Raw genomic sequence first — 16,119 nt, 5'->3', positions numbered from 1 at the left:
CAGCCAAGGACGCCGAAATGACACGAAGATCAAAATACAGCAAAGTACTCCTAATCACCTTGCTTCTTGCTTCCTTTCCGGGCGTGCTCAAGGCGCAACGCGTCGGATGCCTCAAGTATGCCTATATGTTTGGTTATCCGACGATGGAAATGCCGAAGTATAGGTTAGGAATGGCCCTTGTGAGTATGGATATCAACAAGGATGGACATCTGGACTTGCTTGCCAGCGCAAATGGCCCGAATACTGTTTTCTGCTATTACGGAGGCCCGGTATTGTTCGACACAACTGCGGATCTATCACTGCGTGGCAGTGCCGAAATGGTCAAAGGTGATTTCAATGGCGATGGTCTCATTGATCTCGCGGTAAGAAGCGGATTTTTTCGCGACGTTCAACGCGATGTGACACGGTTCGATACTTTTCTTGTGTATATGGGTGTTGAGGACTCGTTGTATGCTATCGAGACGCAACCGCGTTTTATCATCCCAGGACCACTGTCGAGTATGGGTGGACAGCCTGAGAGATCTCTTCTTGGCAGCGATTTATTTGCCGCCGACCTTGACTGCGACGGCAGGGATGAACTGATAATGGCATCATCATTGTGGTACGATACATTGCGGGCGCAAGCAACTGGTGCGATATTCGTCTGGCATTATCCACGTGGCGATGATACCGACACGATTTCATACATCTACCTTTCAGATCATTGGTGGAGTTCTTACAACAGTATCGGTGTAGGTGATATCAACGGTGATGGTTGCGCTGATATTCAATTGGCAGTGAAGGAGAAACTTGGATTAAATCAATCGCTTCCACCGAAAATTCGTGTCGCTTTCGGGCAACCCGGCAAGTACCCTGATCCTTCACGGGCGAACCAGATTTTCGAGAACGACGTCATGGGGTACTCAAGAGACACGTATATAAATCGGTTGGGCACTTTCTTTACCACGTTGCTGGACGTGAACAACGACGGTATGGCGGATATGCTATGGGTACCGTGTACCGACTCGCTACTGATTATGTACGGCACCCCTGAAGGACTGTCCGGAAAGGTGGATCGCATAATCACGAATCACGATAAAAGTCGGTGGACTGGCTTCGGTCGGAAACATTTCAAGATCGGTGATTACAATGGAGACGGCCTTGATGACTATGTGCTCAATCTTTCGACGGAAGGGGGGTACTCCGCTATGATCGTGTACGGTGGAAACAGGTCGGGATTAACCGACCAACCATTAGCTGTATGTGTCGTGGGTGTTGCCTCTTCCGCTCGATTTTACGTACGTCTGGGTGATATCACCGGTGACGGTGCTGAAGAGCATGCCGTTTCCGAACCCGAGCCAGCCATCGGGCCGGCATATCCTTGGTGGAAGGAGGAGGGTATGGTTGGTGTCATTAGAGGCGCGGCATATATCAATACCAATATCGACGCGGAGTCAGAGGCGCTCGATCCCAGACCCGCTCCATTCTCCCTGGAGGTCTATCCCTCCCCAAGCTCGGGCGACATCACTCTGCTGCTCAAAGACGAAGCGCCCGGCGAGTATCAACTCAAAATGTACGCGCTCGACGGCAAAGTCATACTCACACGCAACTATCAGCTTGTAAACAGCGGCAACGTCATCGTACTGCAGGCTGGCGACTACGCGTCCGACTACAGTCCCGGCGTACATTTTATCGAACTCCGCTCCGCCGCCGGCAGCGTGACAAGAAAGGTGGTGCTGATGAAGAAGTAGCTCGCGGAGGGAGATCAGTCCCGTACCCCATGGCGGCATACGTCCGAAAAACACCGTACGCCGCTTCCGGCGCATTCTGTGTCCGCGACAGAAGCGATGCTCTGCCGTTGCTGAGCTTGACTCGTGTTTGCGCAGTGCGCCGCTTACAGAGACTGCACTCCACTCCCGGCTCTCTGCTCACTCCACCAACCCGTGCTTCATGGCGTAATGCGAGAGATCCACGTTGTTGCGCAGCTTCATCTTTTCGAGAATGCGGGCGCGGTAGGTGGTGATGGTCTTTTCACTGAGGATGAGGTCTTCAGCGATTTCCTTGAGTGTCTTGCCGGAGGCCAGCATTTTCATTACCTGGAACTCGCGGTTGGAAAGCGCCTGATGCGGGGGACCGCTGAAGTCGTGCTCAATGGCGTCGGCCAGGCGCTCGGCAACGCCGGGACTGATATACTTGCCGCCGGAGGCGACTTTTTTGATCGCGTGAATGAGCTCCGATGCGGCGCTCTCTTTGGTCAAATACCCCGCCGCGCCCGCTTTGAGCACGCGCACGGCGTATTGCTCTTCGGGATGCATAGAGAGCATGAGCACCGGCAGATTCGGCTGTTCGCGTCTGATTTCCGCCAGCACATCGAGACCGCCCCGGCCGGGCATGGAAATGTCCAGCAACACGAGATCGAATTTCCCCTGCATCACCTTGAGCAGCGCCTCGCTGCCGCTGCCGGCTTCTTCGAGCACGCGGATCTCTTTGTGCCGCGACAGTATTTGCTTGAGTCCCTCGCGAAACAGCACGTGATCGTCTGCGATGAGTATGGAAATCATCGATGGCTCCTGTCAATCCTTTGGAATGTGTACCGAAACGACGGTTCCCTCTCCCGCTTTACCCAGAAACACCGCCGTGCCGCGCAATACCAACGCGCGCTCGCGTATGCCGATGAGACCGAAGGAACGGGAATCGTCTATTTCATCCTGCGTAATGCCGCGTCCGTCATCCGAAATCACCAGCTCGATTTCATCGCCGTTGTCGGTCAGGAATACGGTCACACCCGAGGCGCCGGAGTGCCGCGCGACATTGGTGAGTGTTTCCTGAAAAATGCGAAACACCGCCGTCGAGCGATCCTGGTCGAGCGCGATGTCATGCGGACTGATAGATAGCTCGCAATGGATGCCGCTGCGGCGTTCGAATTCCTCCGCCTGCCACTCGATTGCCGCCGTGAGACCGAGGTCGTCCAGCAAACCGGGACGCAGCTCGGATATGAGCCTCTTCACCGCCTGTATGGTCGCGTCTATATCACCGATGGTCGTGTCGAGCTTTTCGGCGGCGATTCGCTCGCCCGCTCTCACATCCTCGAGCAGCAGCGATACCTGCAACTTCATCGTGGTGAGACGCTGACCGAGTTCGTCGTGTATTTCCCGCGCAAAGCCCTTGCGCTCCGCCTCGCGCACACTCTGGAGATGCATGGAGAGATTGCGCAATTCTTCCTGCGAGCGCGTCAGTTCCTGCTCCGCCCGGGTGCGTACTGCAATTTCGCTCTCAAGCTGATCCGTGCGCGTCTGCACTTCTTCGGCCATGGTATTGAACGTGCGCGCCAGCGTGCCGATCTCATCGTTGGATCCGGGCACGGCGCGTTGCGCGAGGTCGCCGCGTCCGAAACGCGCGGCGGTTTCGGCCAGGGAGAGTATCGGTTTCGTTACCGTCTGCGCTATGACCATTCCGAGACTGACGGCGAAGAGAAGTATTACCAGGCCCACAAGTATCAGGCGCTCGCGAAGCTCATAGACGCTGCGGAAGGCCTCCGTCTCATCTATTTCCGACAGCATCACCCAATGCAGATCGGGCAAGCTGAGCGGCGTAAAGGAGCTGAGCACGCGCACACCCCGGTAATCCGTCACGATGCGCGTGTCGGTGATGCCGCGCAGGGCGGCCTTGGTGGCGTCCGTGCGCACATCTTGCAGCAGCACCGAGGTGTTGTTCTTTCGTATGATGCCGATGATGTTCGCATCGGTTCCGATGCGCCGCAACATTGCGTAATACTCCGCCGGATGCTCGATAAAGAACCGCGAATCGTTGCGCATTCTGTAGTCCGTACCGACGATGTACGTCTCGCCGCTGGCCCCCATGCCATCTCTGCGGACATTGCTCTCCGTCATCAGCGAATTGATATCGTCAATGGACAGTTGCAATGCGAGCACCGCCTTCACACCGACAGCTCCATGCACCGGATAAGCGACGAAGGAGGCGGGCGCATTCCCCGAAGGCGCATAGGGTTCGAAATCCACAAAACGCGCCGCAGAGGCGCTCAGCTCGGGGGAAACAAGACGAAACACCTCCGCGAGATTCGTGGCAGCATAGGGACCATTCGTCAGACTGCTTGCGAAGTCGCCTTCGCGCCGCGCGCTGTACACTATCGCTCCGCTCACCGCGTCGATGATGAACACATCATAGTATCCCTGGATTTTTCGCCATTGCTCGATCTGATCATCGTAGCTGCGCAATGTCTCGATGTATCTGCGCGTCTGAAGCCCGCCCCCCGAGGTGCCGGGTTGCCGCACGGCATCGAGCAACTCCGCGGCGCTTCCCGCTTCACGCAGCGCCGGCGGGAACAGCGCAGTCAAATCCCGCGCCGCGTCGGCAATGGTTCTGTCGCCGGAGTAACTGATGATGTCTGTTTGCACCCGTGCGAAGTAATACTCGATCTGCCTGCGCCGTGATTCGCGCAGCGCGGTGAGGCGCTGAAACGTCACGCTTTCGAGCGAGGACTTCGCGCTTTCATAGGCCTGCCATCCGGTGATGAGAATGGAAATGAAGCCGATGAACAAAAAGGAAAGCTGAAGCTTGGTCTTGAGTTTTATCGCGGGAAGCATGCAGTGTCCGTGTCCGCGCGGTGGGCAAGTGGCTGTCATACAAACATAGCGAGAGCGCAGGCCATATCCCACTGCCTGAACCGATGCGCGGTATCCGTGCATCCTATGTGTGGTTGGAACGAAAACAGAAATCTCACAGGAGCACTTCGCAATGGAAATGAAAATCGTCTTCCCCGGCAATAAAAAAGTGGACGCACTGCACAACGGCTTCCGCATCAGCACCGATCAACCCGCGTACGGCGGCGGCGACGGTACCGCGCCGGCGCCCTTCGATCTCTTTCTCGCATCGCTCGGCACCTGCGCCGGCATTTATGTACTGGGCTTCTGCCAGCAACGGGATTTGCCCACGGAAGGCATCGAACTGACGCAGCGCATGGAATTCGATCCCGTCAAACGCATGATCAGCAAAGTGCAGCTCGACATCGTCGTACCTCCTGATTTTCCGGAAAAGTATTACGACGCGCTCGTAAAATCCGCCTCGCTGTGCGCCGTGAAGAAACACATCGAAGAGCCGCCCGCTTTCGATATCCGCACCGTGGTGCGTCAGACGCAAGACGCTTGACATTGATCAGAAAAAAGACGACAATATTTAAACACATAAACAGGAGTACCTTATCATGGAAAGCACAAGCGACGTCCAAATCCAGCCCATGCCCCGCATCGGCGACAAGGCGCCCGAATTCACAGCGGTAACGACACAGGGTCCCATCAACTTTCCGCAGGATTATGCAGGTCAGTGGGTGATTCTCTTCAGTCATCCGGCGGACTTCACTCCGGTCTGCACATCGGAATTCATGACCTTCGCCTCAATGGAAGAAAAATTCGCCAAGGTCAATACCAAGCTCGTCGGCCTGTCGGTGGACGGTCTCTACAGTCATATCGCCTGGCTGCGGACGATCAAGGAAAAAATCGAGTTCAAGGGCATGAAGAATGTCGAGGTGAAATTCCCCCTCATCGAGGACATCACCATGGAAGTAGCGAAAAAATATGGCATGATGATGCCCGGCGAATCTTCGACCAAGGCCGTGCGCGCGGTGTTCTTCATCGATCCCGCGGGCGTGATCCGCACCATTATTTACTATCCGCTGAGTCTCGGCCGCAATTTCGACGAGCTGTACCGCGTCGTCGTCGCGCTGCAAACCGCCGATGCGTTCGGTGTGGCGACCCCCGCCGACTGGCGTCCGGGCGACGCTGTGATCGTGCCCCCCGCCGGTTCCTGCGGTGTTGCCCAGGAGCGCATGGAGAGCAAGAACGGCATTACCTGCCACGACTGGTTCTTCTGCACGAAAGAAATCAGCGAAAAGGAAGTCCTCGACGCTGTCCTGAAAGGATAGGCCCGTCCCCGGCTCGCAGACACGCAATACCCCGTACCGGCTCCTTCTGGTACAACATGGACAAGCTCTCATTTTTGAGAGCTTGTTCTGTTATTGCGCTGTTCTCCGTACATACGTATCATGCTCAACGAGTAATGGTACACGGCAGCGCGAGCGATGTGCGAAAGCCGCCGATTCCTGAGGAGCAGGCAACGGAAGAGAAGCGGATCGCCGACCGCGTTGCTTGTACATGCCGGGACGAACGGCGTACAGGAGTTACACGGTCGGTTGCTTGAATGTCACTCAGAGCGGCGCGGGACCGTTATGAGTCTCCGGAGCATTGCCGAACGCCGATCCGCAGCTTCCCGAAGCAGCATGCGTTTAACCTTTAACGTTTCACGTTTAACCTCCCTGTAACTTTTCGGTGTCTCATGTGTTATTCTTGTACCAGCGATTCTTTGCCCCCTATCCATTTAGTGTCCTGTCACCCGATCCCGGAAGCGGAGATATTTTTTTTTGCGCGGGGGAATTTTTTACGGTTTCAAGTGTCACCCATTGTGAATGGATAACGATGCGCGACCGATACACGGCCGAAACGACGGTTCTCAACAACACAAGGAGGTTTGGATGATGAAAGGTGTTTTTCTATTCACGGCCCGCACACGGGGGCGGCCAAGGGCGCCGCGCTCGAATCGTGCGGCGATCACGCTGTTGCCTGTGGCGCTGCTGCTTCAGTTTGTCTTGCTGACGCCGGTTTGCGCCCAGGACGCGCGTGCGCCCGCCCTGCTCGGCAAATCCCCGGGCGAAATGGGTGTTCTGTACAACGAGTTCGACACGATAGCAACCGTGATACCGAAGATCCACACGGGGCTGGGGTGGTTTACCGCGGAGCTCGGGGATTTGAATGGCGACGGTTTCGACGACTATGCCGTGACCTCGTCGCTCGACACCACATTCATATTCTATGGCGGCGTGCCCTTGCCGGTCGAGCCGAGGTATTTCGTGCTCGGCGGTTCCGGTGGCGTGGCCGCCGGTGACTTCAACGGCGATGGATACGTGGATCTGGCGACGACGGTTCGAACCAGCAATGTGACGGGTAATCCCGATCCGGAGCGGAGAGGACTGATTCGGGTCTATTACAACACGAAAAGCGATCCACCCTTCCGGATAACACCCGACGCGGAAATACGAGGGCCGCATCGAAATGCGGGTTGGGGCTTGTGGGCGGTCGATTCCTGGTATCAAGGGATAATGGGTTGTGATTATAACGCGGACGGCCGCACCGATCTACTCGTATACGCAACCCATCTGGACACAACATTAGCCAGCGGTGGCTATAAGTACTACATGCTGTTCTTCGGTGGCGATTCGCTCTCTCTGACGCCCAGTGCGGCCATTCATCCCCCGGCGCGGGGAGACGGCAATTGGCATTATTATGAGCAGCGCAGAATGCTCGGCGATCTCAACGGCGACGGCTGCACGGACGTGATGATTCTGGGCACGTATTACGATGATTGGCCAAAAAACAAGCACACAGTCTGGGATATCTGGTTCGGGAATCACGACGGTACGGTCACCTCTCCGGACATCACCGTTCCCATCGGCTATGGCGACTTTTGGCTGAACAAGGTGGAGTATCCGGCGATGGCCGATTTGAACAACGACGGTTGCGACGAGCTTATCGGCGCCCATTCGCCACACTACGGCAATGCGGCATTCTGCCTGGGACGGCCGGACATCTCGAGCATACAGGCCGACGATTCGCTGCGCAATCCGTTACCGAGTGCATTGATAACCGCTCAGTTTGTCTGTCCGGTTGGCGACGTCAACGGCGACGGCACGCGCGATGTGCTCGTCAGTTGGGTGCCGGAGCTGTTCCAAAACACGTCTGTGTATTTTCTCTATGCCAACCGGAGCGGTGCGGTTAACAAAACTGCGTATGGATCGTTCGGAGTGGATATAGACATCGACTGGCTGCAACGTGGCGCCTGGCCGGTCGGTGACGTCAATGGTGACGGCTTTGACGATGTCATCGTTGTGGGGCAACCATGGGATACCCCAGGCAGTAGATTGATCCGTTTCCGCATCTACGGCGGGAACAGCAAACTTGTCACCGTTGCTGACATACCCCGGCTCCCGGGGAGCATGCGGTTGAGCGCATACCCGAATCCTGTGCATGCCGGGCAGGGCGTGCAACTGCTCCTGCACAGCGATACGGCTGTCTCGGGAGAGGTCCTTGTTTTCGATACGCTCGGCCGCGAACTGCGGCGCATGTCCGTAAACGTCGAGGCGCGATCAAACTCCTGGCCGCTCTCCCTCGATGGTCTCCTGCCTGGCATGTACAGCATAGTATTCCGTTCCGCGACACACACTTCACATACATCGCTTCTTGTCCTCTGACCCGTCATTCACAATCAACAGGAGAAAGGTGATGCGTATTTCTAGCGTTCTTTTTCTCGCCCTGCTGGCGACGAGTACGCTCCACTGCCAGACGCTCGACAAATTCTACATCGGTGCGTTCTGGGTGGGCGGCAATGCCACCGATACCATCCGGCAACCGAATCCCGGTTCGGTGGCAACCTACAATGAAGCTACCAACTTACCCTCCGACCTGCCGCAAGGCAGATTCGACGAACTACAGGATCTTGGCCTCAATCTCGCGGGCATCGAGCTTCATTATAATTCCATCGTCCGTAGCGACGAAAACGGACAGCGCAACGTGCTCCGTGATATAACCGACGATCTGGTCGCAAACTACAGTACGGCCTTTGAAACCGACATCGATGTGTGCATCTTCGACTGGGGGATACACACGGCCAGCGAACTCAACCGTGTTATCCTCAATCCGGAATCCACGTGGGATTTCGAGCATTGTACGGTTGATACTGCTGCTCTTAATGCCTTCCGTAATTTCCCATTCCACGATCTTCGAACCGACCGCTCCATCCTCGAACAAAAACGGCAGAGCAACTGCGTCCGCTTCCGACAGCCGAGCGACACGGTGCGGGGCCTGCGCTTCGAGAGGAAGCGGGAGCTGACCGCCCGGAAGAACTACTGGGGCGATAACGAATCCCATCACAGCCAGCCTAAAAATCTGATCGCGGGGCTGTATCACCTTTCCGTGATACTTGCGGATGATGAGGATGAGTTCGTCCACGATCCTCCCAATACATCGACGACGGTTCTGACTGTCCGCATTTTCTCGACACATCCGGATTCCATAACCAAACGCGTTTCTCGCGATTTTGTCGTGCCGGGCAGCGCATTCTACGACGGTCCCACGCTCCGCGCCGCACCGTTCGAATATCACCTCGCTCAGATCGAGATGCGCATCGACTCGTTCGACGTGCGCACACCGGGGACCTCCGAGGACGCCTGGATGCACAGCGCCCTCACGGTAAACGATCCCGACTCGACAACGAACTGGGAGCGGACGGATGTGCTGGTGGCGGATCGACTCAAGCACTGGAAGGACCTCATCGACAAGGACCTGATGGGTCCTCTTGAGATTGAAGTCTTTGCGAATTCGAACGCCCATTTTCTTGTCGACGCGGTGTGCCTGTCGAGCCCCGCCGCCTTCGGACTTTTCGCCTCGGGCGATAGTCATGCGGGTATACATTCCGGCATGCATACGGATTTCATGACCCGCCTCTCCGCCATCGCCAGCGACCGCAACGGCGTGGGCAGCTTCACAACGAGCAGGATACCACTCATGACGGTCCAGGAACAGCGCCCGAGCATCGGCTCATGGCCAAGCGCGCGCGTGGTGGGTGCCGCCCTGGCCGATAGCCTCCCGCATTGCCTCCCCTACTCGGCACACGGAGCGGAGGTTAGTACCGACGATATGGGTCCATTGCTGGAATTTCACCGGAACATGGTTTCCGGATTTTACACGTATTCCGTGGACTACGCGTATCCCCGCATGTGTGAAGATCCGGACCCAAGCGCGTACTACGATTCTCTGTATCAGCACTACAGTTTCGCCAAGGCCGGTCGCATGCGTGACAATGTCACCCGCTACCGGAGCTATGCCGTGAACCGGGCGCTGAGAGGCATCCATGCGCCGTGGATTCCGTTTGTGCAAAACCACAGCAATATGTTCGTGCGGGATGCGGACTCTCTCGGAGTTGCTTGGGACAAGGATCCCCTGCGCGAACCCAACGCGGCCGAGCTCAGACTGATGTGCAATATCGCGCTCGCCCACGGAGCGGATGGCATCATGTTCTATCAGTACAATACACATGGAGCAAGGATTATTGATGCCGCAAACGCCTGCTGGCCGCGTCTGCGTCGCGACTGGGTCTTGGACTCAACTCGTCAGATACATACCAACTCGGGTTCAATGGGCTTTCTGGGCGCCAACAACCTGCCGCGCGTGTGCGACACAAACGGTGAGAACAAATGGGATTCGACCAAAGCATTCATCTCCGACTTTCTGCGTCCCGTCGGTAATCTTCTCCGGGAGATGACGTGGGAGCGGAGCAAATCCTGGTACTGCGGCGAAGGCGAGGCGCAACTGGTCTCGAAGGTCATCAGTCAGAGACAGGATGCGGTCGATCCCATCGACGGGTCGTCCGAAACGTTTGTGGAAACGGCGGAGTTCAGTGATGCGGGGACGAAGCACCTCCTCGTCATCAACGGCCGGGCTCATCGCGAGGGACAGCGGCATATCACGGTAAAGCTCGCACGACACGAAGGGACCTACGATGAATGGAAAGTGACCAACGTTCAGACAGGTGATATCTGGATCGTTCGGCCCAACGATGCACCCGACAGCAGCAGCACGGCGAACGGCTTCACCGAATTTTTCGCCCCCGGCTCGGCGGCGTTGTACCGTCTTGAACCGTTTGCGGACGAGACGCTGGATTTCGATGGCGAATGTCTGTCGGGGAACTTGTTTATCGAACCAGAGGCAAGACTCTATACAGAGACGAATGACAATCTGAAATTCCAGTCCGATCAAGGAATATTCTGTCGCGGAGAGTTCATCGCAACGAATACCATGTTTGGCTCCTGCGACATCGAGCAACGGTGGGCAGGCATCCATGCCCTTGCCAATGGGTACGTGCACGTCGAAAACTGTACCGTATCGAATGCGGAACGCGGTGTGGCGGTCGGATCCGATGCATACGGACTGGTATCCATGAACATTTTCTACAATCCCGGGATTGTGCTGACGAATCTGGGAGGGGAGCTGTATTCCTACATGAACACCGCTCAGGATTGCGGAGATGGATACTCGTGGTCAGCAGGTTACCGTACGCGCTTGCGGAACGATATGGGTGTGAAATCGGCTATTTCATCTACCTTAGATATCGGAATAACACAGCTTGATCAGGGCATTACGCAAATGAAGCAAAACAGTCTGTCGGGTTTCGACACGGGAATTAAAGCTCTGGGCGGTACCGTGATGGGTGATTCGCTCTCGCCCGGTTACAATCGCGTGGACGCGATGAACATGGTTCTGCATTCCGATTTCGGCTTCATCAACTTCGGCGATGTTGCCGCCGCCGATGGCACCATGAATTGCTTTATTCTTCAAAACACCACGACAGGCTTCCACGCGGTGGGGAATGACCCGGGGATACTCGCGGTGAGCAGTTATTGGGAACCGTCACCTCCCATCCTTCTCGGATTTGTCAATGCCGACGATACACTTGCGATCTGTCCGTACGTTCCATTCGTCGCCCGCGAGAACTCGTTATAAAAATCTGCATCATCGGGTGGAATCGTTGCGCGCGGTGCGATCGAACGGGCATTTCGCGACAGCAACTATGTGCAGTTGCGTCAGTTGCTTGGCAGCGCACTTGCCTCGACCTCCAGAGTAGTCGACCGACAGGACCTCGACCTGCTGCGTCTGTACATTCTCAAACTATCCGGATTCGAGGATATGCGCGACACCCTCGTTCTTCACTTGCTGCGTGTACCGGACGTCCGCAGCAAACTCTTTGCCGCCGAAGTCCTGGCGGAAGTCGGTCGGTATCGTGAAGCGTATGAGATCACCCAGGCATGGAGCTTCGCGGGCTCACGGGATTTACGAAGCGGCGCATTACTCCGCGCGGCGCTCTATGCTCCGCTTGCCATTCCCGGCGGCTATCGCAGCGGACTCCGCTACCTCGATACGCTCAGGAATATCGTAGGCAGCGATTCGACCTGGCGGCCACTATTCGAACTGTATCCGATCATGTACAGCGGTCTCGGCATTGCCCGGTCTGAGAATCTGATACCAAAGGTACAGTCGAGAGCTTCCATTCTCGAGCACATAATCCCCTCCACCATAGAAATGGGACAGAACTATCCCAATCCCTTCTCCACCGTGACGTCCTTTACCTTCAAACTCCCCGACTCCCGCGAGGTAAAGCTCACCGTACATGACATGCTCGGCCGCGAGGTGGCGGTGGTCAAACAGGGTATGCTCGATCGCGGGGTACACTCGGTGGTGCTGCATGTCGGGCAATTGAAGGCAGGGGTGTATATGTATCGTCTATGTGCCGGCGCCGACGTGCTGAGTGGCAAAATGCTTCTCGTCAGATGATCGGAGGTAAGTACCCGTTGGAAATCGCCTACGGTCCGGCAAACACTTTGACCGTACACGAAGATAACCAGCCCATCAGATTTTTGTACATATTCCGTCAATCATCAGAGATCTTGCGATGAAACCACAGCTCAGACTTTCAATCCCGCTCTTCCTGCTCCTCATCGCCTCCGCTTGTTCCGATCCGGCGGCACCCGAACCGAAGGGTCTTGACATCGAAGGACCGGTGCTTGCCGCACCCTCGCAGCTCCGTGCATGCTCGGACAGCACGGCCATCATCCTGGCCTGGACTCCGTCAGCGGATGAGGACAAATCCGATTTTGCGGGCTATTACATCATCGCCACGGATACGCGCAATGGAAAAGCACGATATCTGGATATAGGCCTCGACAGCAGCTACCGCGTGGGGGAACTGGAAAACGGCGTGATGTATCGGATCGACCTTCATTGCAAAACAGTCCGAAACACCCTGAGCGGTGAACACGCCTCCATCACCTGGTCCCCGGCCCGGCGGCGCAATCAGGTCACATACAGCAAGCCGATACGCATCTATGCGAACACCTCGACGGGCCTCCTGATGTATCCCGCCGCGGATCTCTGGAACCCGAACGGCGAAATTGAGCTGATGGAAATGGATGACCCCGCCTTCCGCGAGCGTGCAAGCTTGTACGTACACACGCTCGGTAGCAGCTCCGCCCTGATCATCCGCAGTCCGGAGCTTGCTCTGAATCCCGGTCCGCGTACACGCTTCGCGGATTGGACGAACAGCGGCTATGTGATCGAAGCCAACAGTCTCAACGAGCAGCTCGCCTCCTCTCCTCCGGACACAGCCGCCTACACCGCCACATACATCACGCTGCCGAACGGCACGTATCCGAAAGGACGCGTGTACTTCGGCAAACTCCTGCGTCCCGGCGGCGACATCTATTTCCGCATGCTGGTCAAGCGCGGTCCGTACGGACGCATGGCGCAAGGCACGGGCGACAACCGCTATATCGAAATCGAGGTGAGCGTGCAGAGCGTGGCGGGGAATCCCTTCGCGAAGCGGGGGTGAGGCGGTTTGCGCTTTGGAGGTCCGCTCATTGGCTCATTACCCTGTACCCATCAGCGGTGAAGAGTAATGAGGTATGGTATACGTAGTCCCGGCAACAGGCGTCATTACCCTTTACTTTACCCTATCCTCCGCCTCACAGAATTCCCCTCCCTCGCATCCGCATTTACTTGGCCTGCACGGTGTCATTTCCTATATTTCAGTGCTGTCCACCAGAGAAACGGAGGTTTTGTGGGGCTGCTTGGCTGGATTATTCTTGGAGGTATCGCGGGTTGGATCGCGAAATCCGCCACCGGAGTTGGCAGCGAACGCGGTTGTCTGTTTAATGTGGCCGTCGGCGTGTTGGGCAGCGTCATCGGTGGGCTGGTCTTCAACGCGCTCGGCGAGGAGTCCGTTACGGGTTTCAACCTCTGGAGTCTTTTCGTCGCCACCGTCGGCGCGGTGATTTTTCTCTGGGCTGCCCGAATGCTGGGCGGACGTTCAAAATAGCAGCACCTGCTGCTGCCGTGTTTATTCACATCGAGAACCCTGACGGCCGACGGGATTGACCCGCGCCGCAATGCGCACATACAGGAGAAGTCATGGATAATCTCACCATCCGTAAGTCAGAAACGTCACGTATTTCCTCGATCAATTTCAATGCGCTCGGTTTCGGCAAATTTTTCGCCGATCATATGTTTGTCATGGACTATGCCGACGGCGCCTGGGGCGCTCCACGCATCGAGCCCTACGCTCCCATGGCCATCGAACCCTCCAATTGCACACTGCATTACGGGCAGACGATTTTCGAGGGTATGAAGGCCTTCCGCTCCGCGAAGGGTGGCGTCAATCTTTTCAGACCCTATATGAACGCGAAGCGCATGAACAACTCCGCGTACCGCGTCTGCATCCCGGCGCTGGACGAAAACATCTTCGTCGAAGGCATCCGTGAACTCATTACTATCGATCACGAGTGGATACCCAAAGAGCGTGGTCACTCTCTCTACATTCGCCCGCTGTCCTTCGGTATGGGCAATTTCCTCGGCGTGCATGCCTCCGACAGCTACCGCTTCCTCGTTATCACCTCGCCCGTCGCTTCGTATTACGCCGAAGGTCTGAATCCGGTGCGCATCAAGGTGGATGAGGAGAATGTCCGCGCCGTACGCGGGGGTCTCGGTCAGGCCAAAACAGCCGCAAACTACGCAGCCAGCCTGTTCGCCGGCATGAAAGCGAAAAAAGAGGGCTTCGCGCAGGTGCTCTTCCTCGAAGCGGTGTCGCGTCAGTTCGTGGATGAAATCGGCGCGATGAATATCATGTTCCTTATCGACGACGAACTCATCACGCCGCCGCTGGATCAGGGCTCGATCCTGCCGGGCATCACCCGCGACTCCGTACTGCAACTCGGACGTGAATGGGGTATCAAAGTATCCGAACGTCCCATCGGCATCGACGAAATCATCGACGCTCACCAGAAGGGCACGCTGCAGGAGGCCTTCGGTACGGGTACGGCCGCCGTCATCTCGCCCGTCGGCGAACTCGTGTACCGCGGCGACAGCTATCTCATCAATGACGCGAAAATCGGTCCCGTGGCGCAGAAATTCTACGACACCATCACCGGCATACAGTACGGTGAGCTCGACGACACGCACGGGTGGGTAGAGAATATCACGATCTGACAGTAGAACACTATCCTGCTCCGGAGGCCGCTCGCAAGGGCGGCTTCCGCCTTTCTATAACAACAGAAAAAGACTCAACCGCGTATTTACGCCATATGGCGTTTGTATTTTTGCCATTTGGCGATCCGATGACAAATAGTAGCGAAACGGATGTACATCACCCCGCGCTACGCAGGCTCCGGGCGCTGCCACACACCGAGCAGCTTCGCCAGCTCACGCAGTATACCCGCGGCTTTTCCCTGTAAGAAAATGTCGGTGACGGTGGATGTGTATTCGGAGTGTTCGGGATTGACTTCGATAATGATGGCGCCGCGCCGCTTCGCCTCCCGCGGTATCAACGCCGCGGGATAGACTTCGCCGGTCGTGCCGACAAGCAGCATCACATCCGCTCGTTCGGCTTCGCGGAAGGACAATGTCTGCGCGGGCTCCGGTATCCCTTCGCCAAAAAACACAAAGTCCGGTTTCAGTATCCCGCCGCAGTCGCAGCGCGGCGGGAGTATCCGCAGGTCGCACTCCGCGGCCGGGACGGTGCCATTGCATTGCAGGCAGCGCAATAATCTCGAATTCCCGTGAAACTCATACACCACGCCGCTGCCCGCGTCGTGATGCAGATTGTCGATGTTCTGCGTGATGACGGCGTGCAGCATCCCCGCGCGTTCCATCGCGGCCAGGGCAAAGTGTGCATCGTTCGGCTTCGCGTTTCCGAAAAAATCATAGAAAATCTCCCTGATGACCCTCCACGCCTCTTCGGTATTCCGATGGAAATATCCGATGTCGAGACAGTCTGGATTGTATCTGCTCCACAAGCCATCGGCGCCCCTGAACGAGGGAATGCCACTCTCGACGGATATCCCGGCACCGGTGAACGCGGTCGCATGCTGCGCGCGCCGCAACACCTCAGCGGCTTTGGCCAGCGGCACGGCTTCACGGCCGGGCTGTACTGCCGCGTCATTTTCGCTCATCGCTTTTTCTCCGAACTGCG

12 protein-coding genes are annotated in these 16,119 nt (G+C 56.7%); 9 read left to right on the top strand and 3 right to left on the bottom strand.

Annotated features, from left to right (window positions below):
• Nucleotides 1-17: 17 nt before the first annotated feature.
• Nucleotides 18-1,730, top strand: a complete 1,713-nt coding sequence (locus M5R41_13385) for a T9SS type A sorting domain-containing protein (GenBank protein ID MCZ7557387.1) — start codon at nt 18-20, stop codon at nt 1,728-1,730.
• Between the two features lie 177 nt (nt 1,731-1,907).
• On the opposite strand, the gene M5R41_13380 is transcribed toward M5R41_13385, so the two are convergent.
• Nucleotides 1,908-2,540: a response regulator transcription factor gene (locus tag M5R41_13380; protein MCZ7557386.1), complete on the bottom strand. Its 633-nt coding sequence runs from the start codon at nt 2,538-2,540 to the stop codon at nt 1,908-1,910.
• A 12-nt stretch (nt 2,541-2,552) separates the two neighbouring features.
• Complete coding sequence (locus tag M5R41_13375) at nt 2,553-4,583, bottom strand: HAMP domain-containing protein (GenBank protein MCZ7557385.1); 2,031 nt, start codon at nt 4,581-4,583, stop codon at nt 2,553-2,555.
• Nucleotides 4,584-4,734: 151 nt separating this feature from the next.
• Between M5R41_13375 and M5R41_13370 the strand changes: the two genes are divergently transcribed.
• From M5R41_13370 to M5R41_13335, 8 genes are all read left to right on the top strand, one after another.
• Nucleotides 4,735-5,145: an OsmC family protein gene (locus M5R41_13370; protein ID MCZ7557384.1), complete on the top strand. Its 411-nt coding sequence runs from the start codon at nt 4,735-4,737 to the stop codon at nt 5,143-5,145.
• Between the two features lie 55 nt (nt 5,146-5,200).
• The gene (locus M5R41_13365) at nt 5,201-5,917 is read left to right on the top strand and encodes a peroxiredoxin (protein MCZ7557383.1); all 717 of its coding nucleotides are present in this window, start codon (nt 5,201-5,203) and stop codon (nt 5,915-5,917) included.
• A 606-nt stretch (nt 5,918-6,523) separates the two neighbouring features.
• On the top strand, nt 6,524-8,296 hold the full coding sequence (locus M5R41_13360) for a T9SS type A sorting domain-containing protein (GenBank protein ID MCZ7557382.1): 1,773 nt from the start codon (nt 6,524-6,526) through the stop codon (nt 8,294-8,296).
• Nucleotides 8,297-8,327: 31 nt separating this feature from the next.
• Nucleotides 8,328-11,603, top strand: coding sequence for a hypothetical protein (locus M5R41_13355; GenBank protein ID MCZ7557381.1), 3,276 nt, complete (start codon nt 8,328-8,330; stop codon nt 11,601-11,603).
• 75 nt (nt 11,604-11,678) lie between these two features.
• Nucleotides 11,679-12,431: a T9SS type A sorting domain-containing protein gene (locus tag M5R41_13350; GenBank protein MCZ7557380.1), complete on the top strand. Its 753-nt coding sequence runs from the start codon at nt 11,679-11,681 to the stop codon at nt 12,429-12,431.
• A gap of 118 nt (nt 12,432-12,549) precedes the next feature.
• Nucleotides 12,550-13,485, top strand: a complete 936-nt coding sequence (locus M5R41_13345) for a hypothetical protein (protein MCZ7557379.1) — start codon at nt 12,550-12,552, stop codon at nt 13,483-13,485.
• A 228-nt stretch (nt 13,486-13,713) separates the two neighbouring features.
• Nucleotides 13,714-13,971: a GlsB/YeaQ/YmgE family stress response membrane protein gene (locus M5R41_13340; GenBank protein MCZ7557378.1), complete on the top strand. Its 258-nt coding sequence runs from the start codon at nt 13,714-13,716 to the stop codon at nt 13,969-13,971.
• A 92-nt stretch (nt 13,972-14,063) separates the two neighbouring features.
• The gene (locus M5R41_13335) at nt 14,064-15,137 is read left to right on the top strand and encodes a branched-chain amino acid aminotransferase (protein MCZ7557377.1); all 1,074 of its coding nucleotides are present in this window, start codon (nt 14,064-14,066) and stop codon (nt 15,135-15,137) included.
• Between the two features lie 167 nt (nt 15,138-15,304).
• Here the strand turns inward: M5R41_13335 and M5R41_13330 are convergent, their stop codons facing one another.
• Nucleotides 15,305-16,099 (bottom strand): NAD-dependent deacylase, encoded by a 795-nt coding sequence (locus M5R41_13330; GenBank protein MCZ7557376.1) that lies wholly within the window; start codon nt 16,097-16,099, stop codon nt 15,305-15,307.
• Nucleotides 16,100-16,119: the final 20 nt, after the last annotated feature.

This window comes from Bacteroidia bacterium (assembly GCA_027493955.1).
Lineage (GTDB): Bacteria > Bacteroidota > Ignavibacteria > SZUA-365 > SZUA-365 > JAOSJT01.
Note: the sequence above shows the minus strand (reverse complement) of the source record. Positions and strands in the feature narration are given on the sequence as shown.